At 36.1% G+C, this 15,606-nt stretch carries 10 protein-coding genes; 4 read left to right on the top strand and 6 right to left on the bottom strand.

Annotated features, from left to right (window positions below):
* Nucleotides 1-32 precede the first annotated feature (32 nt).
* Nucleotides 33-836, top strand: coding sequence for a GLPGLI family protein (locus LB449_RS13305; protein WP_224455615.1), 804 nt, complete (start codon nt 33-35; stop codon nt 834-836).
* Nucleotides 809-3,487 carry a carboxypeptidase-like regulatory domain-containing protein gene (locus LB449_RS13300; RefSeq protein WP_224455614.1) on the top strand — a complete coding sequence of 893 codons (2,679 nt, stop codon included), beginning with the start codon at nt 809-811 and terminating at the stop codon, nt 3,485-3,487. The genes LB449_RS13305 and LB449_RS13300 overlap by 28 nt, the downstream gene beginning before the upstream one ends.
* Nucleotides 3,488-3,698: 211 nt before the next feature.
* Here LB449_RS13300 and LB449_RS13295 read toward each other — a convergent pair whose 3' ends face one another.
* From LB449_RS13295 to LB449_RS13270, 6 genes are all read right to left on the bottom strand, one after another.
* Nucleotides 3,699-4,028: a 2Fe-2S iron-sulfur cluster-binding protein gene (locus tag LB449_RS13295; RefSeq protein ID WP_224455669.1), complete on the bottom strand. Its 330-nt coding sequence runs from the start codon at nt 4,026-4,028 to the stop codon at nt 3,699-3,701.
* A 156-nt stretch (nt 4,029-4,184) separates the two neighbouring features.
* Nucleotides 4,185-5,246, bottom strand: a complete 1,062-nt coding sequence (locus tag LB449_RS13290) for an NAD(P)/FAD-dependent oxidoreductase (protein WP_224455613.1) — start codon at nt 5,244-5,246, stop codon at nt 4,185-4,187.
* 33 nt (nt 5,247-5,279) lie between these two features.
* Nucleotides 5,280-5,534, bottom strand: a complete 255-nt coding sequence (locus tag LB449_RS13285; RefSeq protein ID WP_224455668.1) for a NifU family protein — start codon at nt 5,532-5,534, stop codon at nt 5,280-5,282.
* A gap of 5 nt (nt 5,535-5,539) precedes the next feature.
* Nucleotides 5,540-6,679: an Mrp/NBP35 family ATP-binding protein gene (locus LB449_RS13280; protein ID WP_224455612.1), complete on the bottom strand. Its 1,140-nt coding sequence runs from the start codon at nt 6,677-6,679 to the stop codon at nt 5,540-5,542.
* Between the two features lie 142 nt (nt 6,680-6,821).
* Complete coding sequence (locus LB449_RS13275; RefSeq protein WP_224455611.1) at nt 6,822-7,799, bottom strand: acyl transferase; 978 nt, start codon at nt 7,797-7,799, stop codon at nt 6,822-6,824.
* A gap of 75 nt (nt 7,800-7,874) precedes the next feature.
* A complete protein-coding gene (locus LB449_RS13270; protein ID WP_224455610.1) occupies nt 7,875-9,920 on the bottom strand; it encodes a T9SS type A sorting domain-containing protein in 2,046 nt (681 codons plus the stop codon).
* 272 nt (nt 9,921-10,192) lie between these two features.
* Here LB449_RS13270 and LB449_RS13265 point away from each other — a divergent pair, with 272 nt between their 5' ends.
* Nucleotides 10,193-12,643 carry a hypothetical protein gene (locus LB449_RS13265; RefSeq protein ID WP_224455609.1) on the top strand — a complete coding sequence of 817 codons (2,451 nt, stop codon included), beginning with the start codon at nt 10,193-10,195 and terminating at the stop codon, nt 12,641-12,643.
* Nucleotides 12,644-12,722: 79 nt separating this feature from the next.
* Nucleotides 12,723-15,560 carry a TonB-dependent receptor gene (locus LB449_RS13260; protein WP_224455608.1) on the top strand — a complete coding sequence of 946 codons (2,838 nt, stop codon included), beginning with the start codon at nt 12,723-12,725 and terminating at the stop codon, nt 15,558-15,560.
* The last annotated feature ends 46 nt before the right edge of the window (nt 15,561-15,606 follow it).

Here is a 15,606-nt window from a genome sequence, read left to right as displayed (position 1 = left end):
TAATTACCACCTAGGGTTTTTTTTAAAAACTCATGCTAAAAATATTTTTAAATGTATTGTTGCTATTTATTACGGCGTCTTTATTCGGTCAAAAAACACCTTATTTTGAAGCTAAATATGATATTTATTACAATACCGATTTTCCACAAATAAGAAAAGGCCAATTACAAATTGACGTAGAAAAGAATCTTACTATATTTCATATAAGTAAAAATAATAATAGTAGTACTGAATCTAATTCTGCAATGACATCAACCCATTACGGATTGACTTATAACATTAAATATGATGATATAGAGAGCTTTATCGAAATCAATTTTAACAAGGAATACATTTTTTCTAAAGAAACTCATAGGAATAATATTTATTATGTAAGAGATACAATCTATGATTTTAATTGGAATTTGAATTATTCAGAGGAAAAGAAAATAGGCACTCTATTATGCAAAAAAGCAACTACATATTTTAGGGGCAGAAATTATACTGCTTGGTACGCCATAGAAATCCCTATAGGATATGGACCCTATAAATTTCACGGTTTGCCAGGTCTTATTGCGAAAATTAGTGATGATACTGGTACATTTATTTGGACATTAGCTTCTTATAAGGTGAATGCAGAGAAACCTCAATTTGAAAAAAATGACGAATTAAAACCCTTAATGAGTGCGAAAGAGTATTACGAAGAAGTAAGGTATCAATCAGTAACAGAAAAACAAACTATGCTCCAATCAAAATTGCCCAAAGGAATTAAATTAATATCAGTATCTTCTGATGCTAATGTAAGAAAGGGTATTGAAATCAAATTTGAATGGGAAGAAGAAATAAAAGAAGATTAGACTTTAGTCTAACAATAGTTATTATCTTTTTATTTCAGATTTTATGTTTTTCGCAAATTGTTATTTCTGGTTCGGTTAAAGATGAAAAAGATAATGTGTTTTCCGTAAGCGTTATCTTAAAAGACAGTTTGTCAAAATTTATCATAGAATATACCTATTCCGATAATGACGGTAATTACCAGCTAAAAATAAATAAATCTGGCAAGTTTAATATGCTATTCGCCTCACTTGGGTATCAATCCAAAACAGTCCCTATAGTCATTAGTCCAAATCAAGACAATCTTGAAATCGATGTAATTTTAATAGAAAAGTCTATGGATTTAGACGAAGTTATCATTCTAGCTGAGCGACCCATAAGAGTTCAAAACGATACTATTACTTTCAAATCCAAATATTTCACGGATGGAACAGAGCAAACCGTAGAAGATTTATTGCGTAGAATCCCAGGATTACAAATAGACAGTGAAGGCACGATAAAAGTGGGTAATCAAGAAATCGAAAAGTTGATGGTTGATGGAGATGATCTTTTTGAACGAGGCTATAAACTGCTTTCTAAAAATATGCCTGCGTATCCTATAGAAGAAGTAGAAGTATTAAAAAACTATTCCAACAACCGCTTATTAAAAGGGGTGGAAGACAGCGAAAAAGTAGCGCTTAACCTCAAACTCGATGAGAAATCCAAACGCATTTGGTTTGGAAATATAGAAGCAGGACATGGTAATGATGGGTTTTATGAGCTAAAAACCAATCTGATGAATTTTGGGAAAAAGAATAAATATTACTTCCTGACCAATTTCAACAGCACAGGTTACGATGCCACCGGAGATATTAATCAGTTGATTCGACCAATACGTTATAATGAACCTGCCAGCATAGGAGGCAATCAGCAGGTGCGAGACCTGGTTAGCTTAGCTCCGCCACAACTTAACTTTAAACGTCGAAGAACAAATTTCAATAATGCTGAGTTGGTTTCTCTTAATGCTATTTTTAATCCTACTGAAAAACTTAAGATCAAAACCTTAGGTTTCTTTAATGCCGATGAAACCGATTTCTTTCAAACCAATGTTCAAAATGTGACGCTAAATGATGTCAATTTTACGAATACAGAAAATTTTCAGCTGAAAAATAGAAAACTGGTAGGCTTTGGAAAATTAGATTTTGTCTACGATTTTTCAAAAACTGAAATGTTGGAAAGCACTACCAAATACAACAGTGGAAATTTTGATGATGATTCCAATTTACTTTTCAATGGGATTTCTACTCGAGAAGATTTGTCGCATACTAATACGTTGTTTGATCAAAAATTGAGTTATAGCAATAAGTTTAAGGAAAAAAAAGTATTTCTGCTCACTGGTCGTTTTATTGACGAAACGACACCACAAACTTACCGATTGAATCAATTCTTTTACGAGGATTTATTCCCGAATCAATCTGCGGACAACGTTAGACAAATCAGTAATAATAAAATGCAATACATTGGTGTAAATGCACATTTGTTGGATAGAAAGGCTAATGATGATTTATTCGAAGTGCAAGTGTGGAATGAATTGAGGATAGATCACTTGCAGACTAGTTTGGAGCTATTAGAGGATGATGTGGTTTCAAATCGACCCGATGGCTACCAAAACCAAACCTCTTACACGGTAAACGACTTGTATCTAAAATCTAAGTACAGATACAGTATAAATGATTTTGCGATCATAGGTCAGGTTAATTTCCATCAATTGTTCAATAGACTTGAAATAGCCAATACTTCAGAAAGTGAATCTCCCTTTTTTATTAACCCAATCTTGAGTTTAGACTGGAAAATCAATGATAAAAACAAACTGCGTTCTGCTTACTCCTACAATAGGACCAATGCAAAAATATTAGATGTATATTCAAATTTTGTATTAACAGGTTTCAGGCCTTTTAATAGAGGAACAGGCGAATTCAATCAATTAGATGCTACCTCGTTGACTTTTAATTATGAACTTGGGAACTGGAGTAGTCGATTTTTCGCAAACACATTTGTGTTATACAGTCAGAATCATGATTTTTTTAGTACCAATACATTTATTGATCAAAACTTTACTCAATCCAGCAAAATTTTGATCCAGGATAGAGAGTTTATCAGTATTAATACAAAGGTGGATTATTACTTGAAGTTCATTTCTTCCAACATCAAACTGGACCTGAGTTACAGTCAATCTGAATTTAAAAATATTGTGAATGATTCCGATCTTAGACAAGTAGAATCGACTACCATTGGTTATGGTCTGGAATTGCGTTCTGGTTTTACAGGATGGTTTAACTACCATTTGGGGACTAAGTGGACTAATAACGAGATACGAACAACTATTCAAAATTCGTTTACAGATAATGTAAGTTTTTTGGACTTAACTTTTATTTTAAACAAGAGGTTCAACATTCAGATGGAGTCCGAGCGATACGAATTCGGAAATATTAATCAGGACAATGTGTATTATTTTGCCGATTTAGAAGCTCAGTATAAATTAAAAAAAGACAAGTGGACGCTTGGACTGAGTGGAAAAAATCTTTTCAATACTAGGCAGTTTAGAAATTTCAATATTAGTGATATTGGTTCTACAACTACTACTTATAGGCTACTGCCAAGGTATGTCTTATTGAAGGCTTTGTATAGATTCTAAATATCGGTTTCTCAAAGCCTCTCAAAAATAAGACGAAACTGTAATTCTAAACATTAGGTAAAATATGGATTATAATTTTCCGGACAACTATCTTTAATTCATCCAAATAAATTATTTTGACTACTGACTACTGACTACTGACTACTGACTACTGACTACTGACTACTGACTACTGACTACTGACTACTGACTACTGACTACTGACTACTGACTAATCCTCACTAGGAGCAAGTTCAACAACCAAGCCTTCCAAATCTTTAGTGATGGGAATCTGGCAGCTCAAGCGGCTGTTGTCTTCCACATAAAAAGCTTCAGCAAGCATGGCTTCTTCATCGTCTTCTTTTTCTCTGAGTTCGGTTTCAGATTGAACGTAACACTGGCAGGACGCACACATCGCCATGCCGCCACAAATGCCAATCGTACCTTCCGGCGCGAGTTCATAAGAACGAATCACTTCCATTAAGTTCATGGCCATGTCTGTAGGTGCATCTACTTCGTGTGAAGTGCCTTCCCGATCTATAATTGTAATTTTTACATCCATTGTTGTAACGATATTCAGAGTGGTAAAACTATTTAATCTGAAGGGATTCTCAGGTGACCACAATCAGTTTTAAATGAAGTTTAAAATTAAGACCTCAAAGGTTTTTGAAACCTGTGAGGTCTTGAAAATTTAATCGTAATAAAATAACTATAATGGTTAATCAATACTTCTAATCACAGATTTTGGTGCTTCTTTTTTTGTGCCATCAAATCCAGTAACGCCGCCAACTGTAGTGTATTTCATGACATTACGCTTATTGGGATGGATTTTTGCAAACGCACTTTGACACATCAAAGTAGCTTCATGAAAACCACACAAAATAAGTTTTAATTTTCCAGGATAAGTATTTACATCACCAATGGCATAAATGCCTGGAATGTTGGTTTGATAATCTAAGGTATTATCTACTTTGATGGCATTTTTCTCTATCTCTAATCCCCAATCTGCTATTGGTCCTAGTTTTGGTGATAATCCAAAAAGAGGAATAAAGTAATCTGTTTCTAAACTAAAATCTTCTTCAGGATTGTTGTTTTTTCTGATGGAAACTGACTCTAAATGATCTTCACCGTTCACATCGACAATCTCAGCTGGAGTAATCAATTTTATTTTTCCAATATCTTTCAATTCTTTTACTCGATCTACAGATTCTAGCGCCCCTCTAAATTCATTTCGTCTATGCACTAAAGTCACTTCAGAAGCCACATCAGCAAGATAGATACTCCAATCCAGCGCAGAATCTCCACCTCCAGCGATGACTACCGATTTATCTCTAAATTTTTCTGGATCTTTTACCATGTAGTGAATCCCCTTATTTTCAAATTTTGAAATATTATTAATGGGTGGTTTTCTGGGTTCAAAGCTTCCAAGCCCACCTGCGATGGCTACTATTGGAGCATGATGTTTAGTACCTTCATCTGTAGTTACTATAAAGCTACCATCTTCCTGCTTTTCTATATCTTGAGCTCTTTCTCCAAGTGTGAATCCTGGTTGGAAGGACTTGATTTGTTCCATTAAATTATCCACAAGTTGCCCGGCTTTAACTTCTGGAAAACCTGGAATATCGTAGATAGGTTTCTTAGGGTATAATTCAGAAAGTTGACCCCCTGGTTGAGGTAAGGCATCTATAATGTGACATTTTAGTTTTAATAATCCTGCTTCAAATACGGTAAAAAGCCCCGTAGGTCCCGCTCCAATAATTAAAATATCTGTTTTGATCATATCAAAATCTACTAAACGTTTTTAACTTAAATTCTATGCTATTTGATTAGCTTTTATGTTGATGACCTCTTTGATTTGAGGTGCATGTTTTTTTATTGTCATTTCCACACCAGACTTCAATGTCATCTGGTTGACAGTACAATCCACACAAGTTCCCATCAATTGAACTTTTACAAGTGAATCATCCTCAATAGAAATAAGCTCAATGTCTCCACCATCACTTTTAAGGAAAGGACGAATTTCATCTAAAGCTACTTCTATTGTTCTTCTTAATTCTTGACCTGTCATCATAATTACTTATTTTTTACAGCACTACATCCTGCCATAGTTGTGATCTTTATAGCTTCGGTAGGCGGTAAGTTTTTATTTCTTTTTACCACTTCTTGAACAGTGTTTCTCGTCAATTCTGCAAAGGATTCACTTAGCAAAGTTCCGTCTTGCAAGGCAGCCGGGCGACCTATATCACCAGATTCTCTTAAACTCTGCACTAATGGAATTTCTCCTAAAAATGGAACGCCCAAATCTTCTGAAAGATATTTAGCTCCTTTCTCTCCAAAAATGTAATATTTATTATCTGGCAACTCATCAGGAGTAAAGTAAGCCATGTTTTCACAGATACCGAGAACTGGAACGTTTATGCTTTCCTGTTGAAACATAGATACTGCTTTTTTGGCGTCTGCTAGTGCAACATTTTGGGGGGTACTAACTATTAATGCGCCGGTGATTGGCATAGATTGCATGATCGATAAGTGAATATCTCCTGTGCCTGGAGGTAAGTCAACCAATAAAAAATCAAGTTCACCCCAATCTGCATCAAAAATCATTTGGTTAAGAGCTTTAGCCGCCATAGGTCCTCTCCAAATTACAGCCTGGTCTGGTTTTGTAAAAAAACCAATGGAAAGTAACTTCACTCCGTAATTTTCAATGGGTTTCATTTTGGATTTACCATCTTTAGTTACCGATAGCGGTTTTTCGTTGGCTACGTCAAACATGATTGGACCAGAGGGTCCATAAATATCAGCATCCAGTAATCCAACTTTAAAACCTAATTTGGATAAGGTAACAGCTAGATTGGCAGTGACTGTAGATTTTCCTACACCACCTTTACCAGAAGCAACTGCTATAATATTTTGAATACCGGGAATTGGTTTCCCTTTAATTTCGTTGACGTTTTTCTTCTCCGGAGCTTCAACTGTAATCTTTACTTCAACTTTCGCTTTTTCATAAACGTGCTCGTGGATAGCTTTCATTATATCTACTTCAGCACGCTTTTTTATGTGTAAGGCAGGAGTTGAAAGTTTAAGATCTACAACCACTTCATCGCCAAAAGTGACTATGTTTTGTAATGCACCACTTTCCACCATATTTTGACCTTCACCAGCAACAGTGATTGTCATCAGAGCCTTTTTAATATCGTCTTTATTCAATTTCATAAAACAATTTACTTCTATTAAGATTTAATCTAAATGCAAATATACAAGTTATTGAAATATTAGATTGTGATTTTGAGTAGATAAGAAGTTTTCTTAGGTTTAAATTAACGTGTTGAAAAGTTTAGAGCTAAATCTTATCTCATTAGAGAACCAGCAAATTGCAACCTCGAATATCACTTTGATCAAAACGTCCTAAAATTTCAAATTCTGTTGCATTGATTTGCTTGCCAAGATCTTGAGTGGCGATAAAGGGACAGGAGTCGAAATTGGCCAGATCAATAACATTAATTCCACCTGTGCTTCCAAGGCCGAGATAGCAAAAGGGATCTTCGGTATCTCTTATCATGATTTTCATATGAGCAGGACACTGGAACTTGCTTTGTCCTTTAGAATATGCTTGAGACAGGAGTTCTGTCATTCCATATTCGCTGTGAATATTTTTCATTCCAAAACCTTTAGAAAGGATAGCATGAAGTTCTTTACGAATCATTTCCTTACGCCTGCCTTTCATTCCCCCTGTTTCCATCACAATGCTATGCTTCAATCGAAATTTTTTCTTTTCAACCAAATCTAATAGGGCAAACGAAACTCCTATAAGTAATATGTTATGTCCAGTATCGTCTAGTTTTTGAAGTGTTTCCGAAAGCTGTTCTATTTCATCTAAATAAAAGCCACTCTCTTTAAATTTGCTTTTTTTTATAAAATGATCTACCATATAGATCAACGAAGACCCTTCTCTTTCTAGGTAGGAAGGTAGTAGGCCTAAAATGACATAGTCTTCTATAGGACCATAAGCTCTTTCAAAAGTATGGATAAAGCTATCCTCATAAACCTTGAGTTCCTTAACGTAATGTCGACTTTGTTGTTGCCCTGTGGTTCCACTGCTCAAAAAAGTCATTTCTGGAGTGAACTCTTTCGTTTTGACCTGGTGAGTCTTAAAGAATTCAATGGGTAAAAAAGGGATTTCCTTTAAGGTTTGAACCTTTTGTTCATTGATGTTTAAGTAACTACAAAACTCCTTATAAACAGAATTATATTGAATTTGTTCCTTAAAAAGCTTTAGAGCTATAGTTTCAAAATCTTTTTCTGATTGTATTGAAAAAGGAAAGGCAGGAGTCATACACATCAATTGACTTCAAAAGTAATAAAAAAACACCCTGTAGAAAGGGTGCTTTAGTTTTAAAAGTATTTCAGTTTAGTTTATAACAATCTTTTTCGTAACAAAAGAGGCTCCCTGAATTACTCTTACTAGGTAAACTCCAGAATTGAGGTTAGATACATTTATAGATTCCAAGGCCTTTGAAGTTAACACGCGTTGTCCAAGCATATTGAAGATCTGAACTTCCAAGTCACCAGATGTTGATGATTCTACAGTTAACACACCATTAGATAATGGGTTGGGATAAATTTTAATGCTGGTTGAGTCAAAATTATTTAGACCTAAAGTTGTAATAAAAGTTCCGATTGGCCATGGATTTGTGGCAGTACCTTGTGAAGTGTCATCTTCATTTTCACCAGTACCGCTAAACTCCCAATTGTTGAGTACAAATGTTGCCCCATCTGGCCCTGAATTGTCTCGCCTATAGGCCCAGCCATCCGTATATTCCCATGCTTCATCAGTTCCATCAGTATTTATATCTCCAAAAGTATCTATTACTTCTCCATTTTGAAAAAGTTCTACAGCATCGTCGCCATTGATGTTGGCAACATTGGAGGTGTAATCTGGATCAAAACCGAAAAACGTATTAAAATTAGGTTGTTCTGAAGCGATGTAGATATAGTCTCCAACAGAAGTAGCAACATTTGGAAAAGTAAATTCTTGCCCATCTGAACCACCACCATTGGTTGCGCTTCCAAGATCAAAAACGCTCAAATCTGTAATATCTCTAATCACATATAGCTCAATAACCTTAGGCGCTCCCCCAGTTAGAGGCCCATCAAAAACTCCAGAAATCACCATATCGCTGGTTAGCTCTCCCAATACATTACCACTAAGCGCTATAGTTTCTGAAGTTGCATTCGCACTACTTACCTCCAAACTTCCAGAATAAGGGCTCTCTGTAAGTCCGCTTGCTAATCTTACATATACAGTAGCACTAGCATTACCACCAGTCTGAAGAATATCTACAGAAGTTGTAAATCCTGTACCTGAAAATAGAGAGACTTCAAAATCTCCATAGACAGATATATTAATATCATCAATTAAAAATTCTCCTTCTACTACAAAGCTTTCTTCTTGTGATGGACCCTCGCCTAGGTCGTAATTTAAACCCGAAATATCACCAGTTTGGACATCGAGTTGAGGTGAGGCAGCAAGCACCTCACCGCTCACGTTGACATTTTCTGTCACTCCATCAGCTACTGCAGTTATATCTCCTTCATAAAACCCCGCAGATAAACCTGTCTGTAATCTTACAAAAATTTCAGTAGCGGGAACTTCCCCACTAGTTTGTGTTAAGGTTAGGGAGTTTGAGAATGTGCCTTGAGACGTTAGCGATAGCTCAAAATTTGCAGGGGAGGAGACGGTGATGTCCTCTGTGAGATTTACGCCTTGAACAGTAAATGATCCTTCAGCATTGATGGAATCAAAATTTCCTTCAAAATAAAATAAGCCAGCAACATCTGCACTGGTTACTATAGTAGCATTTCCGCTTCCAGTAGGACTAAACGTACCAAAGGGCACCACAGTATCAAATCCATCTCCTCCGTTACAAAGGCCTTCTCCATCAAGAAGGTCAACACCGCCAAAAAGCCAGTTTGCAGGATTAAAATTACCTGCATTTGGAGTTGTACCATTTATTCTGTAGGCGTAGCTATCTAAGTGATCCCAGGCAGTATTAGTCCCGTCAATTCCATCTTCTCCAAATCTATCGATGACCACATTATCTGGATTACTAATTTGGAAACCATCATTGCCATTACTGTTTATAGAACCATTGACAAGAACATTAGCTGTGATACCAAATTCTTGTAGGAGAATAGTCTCGTCATTTGTAATGTAAACGAAATCATCACTTACAGTTCCTAAAGCTGAAATATCAATATTGGTGGTAAATCCACCTCCATTAGACTGTCTTACGATGTTCCAACCTGTAAAATCGACACTGCCCTCTACATATAATTCCAGAGTTCTTCCATCGGCACTAGGGCAGGTAGAATCTATGTATCCTGTTATAACAGGATTCTGCGCAAAAGCAAAAGAGGAGAGTATTAAAACCAATAGAAAAATAATTTTTTTCATAATACTTTCTTTAAAGTTTACTTAAAAATAATACATTTTTTATAAAAATAAACAGCTTCCTATAACAATATCAATGAATTAACGCTTTGGTAAACTTGAAATCCAGTAAGAGAGGGCGCTTTTAAAATTCAAAATAGACAAGGTTAAGCCAGTATTAATAAACCGAGAATCTATTAATCTAAATGAAAGCTTTTGTTAACATCGAGATAACACGGTTACTTCAGTTTGCTTCTAAGTTTGCATTAATAATTAAACAAAATAAATTTATCAAAATGAAAAAATTACTTTTAACAGCAGCAGTAATCGCTTCAATTTCTATAGCATCCTGTTCTGATGATGACGATGCTACTGTTCCAGTTCAGCCTCCTGCAGGAGAGGAGGTAATTTCTGGAACCATAGAAGAAGATCAAACCTGGACTAAGGATAACATCTATATCTTAGAAGGTAAAGTAGTAGTCGATGGAGGAGCTACACTCACCATTGAAGCTGGTACTGTAATAAAAGGTGGTCCTGGTCAAAATACACAAGCCTCGGCTTTGGTTGTTGATAGAGATGCTACCCTTAATGCAAACGGTACCGCAGAAGAGCCGATTATTTTCACATCAGCTGAAGATGAGATCATGCCAGGTCAAACTGAAAGTCCTAACTTAACCGTTAATGACAGAGGTCTTTGGGGAGGTGTTATTGTTTTAGGTAATGCTCCTTCTTCTTTAGAAGGTGATGCTACTGAAGAATTGATTGAGGGAATTCCAGCTAACTCTGGTTTCGGTTTATACGGTGGTAGTAATCCTGCAGACAGCTCAGGTAGCTTAACTTATGTTTCTATTCGTCACGGTGGTGCTAATATTGGTGAAGGAAATGAAATCAATGGCTTAACTCTTGGTGGAGTTGGTAATGGAACTACAATAGATCATATAGAGGTGATCGCTAACCTTGATGATGGTGTGGAATTTTTTGGAGGAACTGTAAACGCGTCCAATATTGTAGTTTGGGGAGTTGGTGATGATTCTGTAGATATCGATCAGGCTTACTCAGGTACAGTTTCTAACGTTGCTATAGTGATGACAAACGTTTCTGATCACGGTTTAGAGATTGATGGGCCAGAAGGTTCAGCTAATGGTATGTATACGTTGAGAGATGTAACAATCTATTCAGACGACTCAGAAACGAATGCAGATTCTGGAGAAAGACAGTTTGCTCAGTTCCGTGCTAACGCTATGGGTGTTAACGAAAATATATTATTAGTTGGTGGATTAGAAACGTCTAACTTTACCCTTCAGGATGATCAAAACGTTGCAGATAATTACAATGCAGAAAACTTAACGTTTTCAAATATCGAAATCGTACCACCTCAAGGTGTTACAGATATCTCTACTTTATTCACAGATTCTTCTGGACAAACAACATTTCAGGACGACGCAACAGGTCAAGGAGGTTTTGTAGATGCAATTGTAAACACTTTAGAAGCTACTGTTGGAGCAAATACGGGTGTTTTTGGTTGGACTTGGGTAAGCTTGACAGGTGCTTTCGATTCAGGATCCGATCAAGAAGTTAATGAGGTGACTGTATCTGGAACTATTACTAATAACATTACCTGGACTAGCAATAACATTTACATATTGGAAGGTAAAGTAGTTGTAGATGAAGGTGCTGTATTAAATATCGAAGCAGGTACAGTTATTAAAGGAGCTGAAGGACAAAATACTCAAGCATCAGCTTTAGTTGTAGATAGAGACGCAACTTTAAATGCTAATGGTACCGCAGAAGAGCCTATTATATTTACATCTGTAATTGATGATATCATGCCAGGTGAGCTTGTAAGTCCTAACTTGACTGTAAATGACAGAGGACTTTGGGGAGGTGTTATAGTTTTAGGTAACGCTCCATCATCTTTAGAAGGAGATGCAACAGAGGAATTAATAGAGGGAATTCCTGCAGGATCAGGATTTGGACTTTACGGTGGTAATGATCCAGCAGACAGTTCAGGAACTATAACCTACATATCTATCCGTCACGGTGGTGCGAACATTGGGGAAGGAAATGAAATCAATGGATTAACATTAGGCGGTGTTGGTTCAGGTACTATAATAGATCATGTAGAAGTAATAGCTAACCTTGATGACGGTGTTGAATTTTTTGGTGGAACTGTGAATGCTTCAAACATTGTAGTTTGGGGTGTTGGTGATGACTCTGTAGATATTGATCAAGCCTACTCTGGAACAGTTTCTAACGTTGCTATAGTGATGACAAACGTTTCTGATCACGGTTTAGAAATCGATGGTCCAGAGGGTTCAGCTAATGGTATGTATACTTTAGAAAACGTTACTATTTTTTCTGATGATTCAGATACGAATGCAGAGTCTGGAAACAGAGAATATGCTCAATTCCGCTCCAATGCGATGGGTACTAATGAAAATATATTATTAGTAGGAGGTCTAGAAACTTCAGATTTTTCACTATCAGACGATCAGGGCGTAGCAGACAATTACAATGCAAATAATCTAACTTTTTCTAATATTGAAATTGTTTTACCAGCAGGTGTAACAGATGTTTCAACTTTATTTACGGATTCTTCAGGATTAACAACGTTTCAAGACGATGCCACAGGAACAAACGGTTTCGTAACTGTTGTTGCAGATACAGATTCTGCTAACACTGGTGCAAATCTTTCTGTTTTTGGATGGACATGGGTTTCAGAAGCAGCGTCTGCTTTAGGCTTTTAATGAAACATTAATACCACATATCAAAACTTATATTGCTCGGTTTTTTCAAGCCGGGCAATATTATTATAAATTATACACTATGCTTAGAATTTTAAAAATAACATCAATCCTGTTTATAGGATTTAGTTTATTTTCAATCAATGCTCAAAATGGTAAAATTGAAGGAAAAGTCCTTGATGGAGAACTAAATGATGTTTTGCCTTTTTCGAATGTAACAATTGTTGGCACAAACAAAGGGAGTACCTCAGACTTCGATGGGCTTTACTCGATAGAAGTAGAACCAGGAACTTACACAGTCTCTTTCTCTTTTGTCGGCTATCAAACCAAAGAGATTTCTGAAGTTGTCGTAAAAGCAAATGAAATAACTAGAATTGATGTTACATTGAATTCAGCTGCAGATAATCTTCAGGAAGTTATCGTGACGACGACAGCACGAAGAAATACAGAAGCATCTGTCCTTAACCTACAAAGAAAATCAGTCAACGTATCAGATGGGCTTTCATTTGAAGGAATTAAAAGAACTGGAGCCAGCGACGTGGCAGCCGCGGTTAAAAGTATACCTGGCGTTTCTGTCCAAGGAGGAAAGTATGTATTTGTGAGAGGTCTTGGAGATAGGTATACAAAATCTATATTAAACGGTATGGATATACCTGGTCTAGATCCAGATAGAAACACACTGCAAATGGATGTAATTCCTTCTAATATCATTGAAAATATCATTGTCTCTAAAACAGCTACAGCAGATATGCCTGCAGATTTTACAGGTGGTGTTGTGGATATAGTGACTAAAGATTTCCCTTCTCGCGAAACCTATAGTGTAAGTGCAGGTGGTGCATATAATTTTGATATGCATTTTAACTCAAATTACTTGAAAGGAGATAGTTCTCCAACAGACTTCTTGGGATTTGATAATGGCAATAGAGATATTCCAATTTCTGAAACTTTGGATATACCTTCTCCCGTAGGTGATGGATTAAATGATGATGGAGTGAGCGTTACAGACATTACTAATCAGTTTGATAAGAGACTTGCAGCAAATAGAACAACAAGTCCGGCAAACTTTAATTTTAGCTTTTCTGCAGGTAACAGTTATGATGTAGGAGAAGGAACGGATAAATTTGGTTACCAAGCTAATATTTCGTACCGAAATACTACAGAATATTTTAAGGATTTGGAACAAAACTTCTTTTTCAAGCCTATTGACTTAAATGAAACTGCCTTAACCCCTAACAGGACACAAACTGGTGATGTTGGAATAAATACAGTATTGTTAAGTGGACTTGCTGGCTTATCTTACAAAACCGATCAATCCAAATACAGTTTTAATGTTCTTCATCTTCAAAATGGTATTTCTAGAGCTGGGAAATTCAGAACCTTTACTTTTATTCAGGATGATATAGAAGTCGTGAGAGATAATATTGAATATACTGAAAAATCGATCACTAATTTTAACCTCTCAGGTTCTCATGTCAATGAAGATGCTTCTTGGGAAGTTGACTGGGCCTTGTCGCCTAGTTTTTCAAGGATAAATGATAAAGATGTGAGAGTAACACCATTCGAAGTGGTGGGAGAAAATCAATTTTCTATTCGTCCAAGTACAGCAGGTGCGCCTCAACGTTTATGGAGAGATCTGGAGGAAATCAATTTAGCTGGGAAATTAGACTTTACCAGAAAGCATGAACTTTTTGGAAAATCTGCCAATTTTAAATTTGGTTCAGCTTATACTTATAAGCAGAGAGATTTTAGAATTAATAACTATAATGTCTTAGTAAAAGGGAATACTGTAATACCAGTTAATGGAAACCCTGATAACCTTTTACTTCCAGAAAACATTTGGCTGTCAGAAACCAATAGTGGTACTTATGTACAAGGTAGTTTTGAACCAGCAAACAATTTTGAATCTAATTCTAACGTTGCATCAGCTTATGCTTCAGAAGAGTTTAAGATTACAGATAAGCTTAAAAGTATTATTGGCTTGAGGTTTGAAAATTATCAGTTAAACTATACAGGTGTTAATAACCAAGGTACACTTGATTTAAATGATGAACAAATTCTAGATGAGGCTGATTTTTTCCCTTCTGCCAATTTCATCTATGCTTTAAATGAAGAGACTAATTTAAGAGCTTCTTATTATGAGACCACGGCAAGACCGTCGTTTAAGGAAGCTTCTATTGCTCAAATATTCGATCCTTTAAGCGATATCACCTTTATTGGTAATATAGATATTCAGCCGTCTTACATAAGTAATTTCGACTTTAGGTATGAGCGGTATGGTGAAAACGGGCAACTATTTGCAGTTAGTGCGTTTTATAAAAAATTCACAGATCCAATCGAACTAGTAGCTTTTCCAGAAGCACCAAATAATCAGCAACCTCAAAATGTAAACTCTGCCGATGTGTATGGTGCTGAATTGGAAATCAGAAAGAATTTTGGATTTATTTCAGAAGGCTTAAGTAAGTTTAGCGTCAATGCCAATTTTTCCGTGATAGAGTCGGTTGTTAAAATGTCTCAGCAGGAGTTTGAATCCCGACAGTTAGCGGCAAGAGATGGTGAAACTATTGACGACGAAAGAGATTTGCAGGGTCAGTCTCCATATCTTATAAATGTTGGCTTGCGTTATGACGATAATGAAAAAGGCTGGCAAGGTGGCTTGTTCTATAATGTGCAAGGAGAGACCCTACAAGTTGTAGGAATACGAAATGTTCCAGACGCCTATACACAGCCATTTCATAATATGAGTTTTAGACTTTCAAAAGCTTTTGGTGAAGAAAAACAATCCTCCATCAATTTTGGTTTTAGCAATATTTTAAATGATGTAATTGAAACCAATTACAATTCATTTCAAGCTGAGTCTAGAATTTACTCGCGCAGAGATCCTGGACAACAGGTTTCTTTAGGATACTCTTATAAGTTTTAAATGTTTTTGATAATTAGCCCAAAAGCTGCTCAGAAAAGAGCAGCTT

The organism is Psychroflexus lacisalsi (assembly GCF_020164495.1).
GTDB lineage: Bacteria > Bacteroidota > Bacteroidia > Flavobacteriales > Flavobacteriaceae > Psychroflexus > Psychroflexus lacisalsi.
This window is presented reverse-complemented; position numbering and strand designations above follow the sequence as displayed.

Coding starts and splice junctions, on each gene's coding strand:
- LB449_RS13305 (WP_224455615.1), top strand. CDS start 33: ATGCTAAAAATATTTTTAAATGTATTGTTGCTATTTATTACGGCGTCT.
- LB449_RS13300 (WP_224455614.1), top strand. CDS start 809: ATGGGAAGAAGAAATAAAAGAAGATTAGACTTTAGTCTAACAATAGTT.
- LB449_RS13295 (WP_224455669.1), bottom strand. CDS start 4,028: ATGGATGTAAAAATTACAATTATAGATCGGGAAGGCACTTCACACGAA.
- LB449_RS13290 (WP_224455613.1), bottom strand. CDS start 5,246: ATGATCAAAACAGATATTTTAATTATTGGAGCGGGACCTACGGGGCTT.
- LB449_RS13285 (WP_224455668.1), bottom strand. CDS start 5,534: ATGACAGGTCAAGAATTAAGAAGAACAATAGAAGTAGCTTTAGATGAA.
- LB449_RS13280 (WP_224455612.1), bottom strand. CDS start 6,679: ATGAAATTGAATAAAGACGATATTAAAAAGGCTCTGATGACAATCACT.
- LB449_RS13275 (WP_224455611.1), bottom strand. CDS start 7,799: ATGACTCCTGCCTTTCCTTTTTCAATACAATCAGAAAAAGATTTTGAA.
- LB449_RS13270 (WP_224455610.1), bottom strand. CDS start 9,920: ATGAAAAAAATTATTTTTCTATTGGTTTTAATACTCTCCTCTTTTGCT.
- LB449_RS13265 (WP_224455609.1), top strand. CDS start 10,193: ATGAAAAAATTACTTTTAACAGCAGCAGTAATCGCTTCAATTTCTATA.
- LB449_RS13260 (WP_224455608.1), top strand. CDS start 12,723: ATGCTTAGAATTTTAAAAATAACATCAATCCTGTTTATAGGATTTAGT.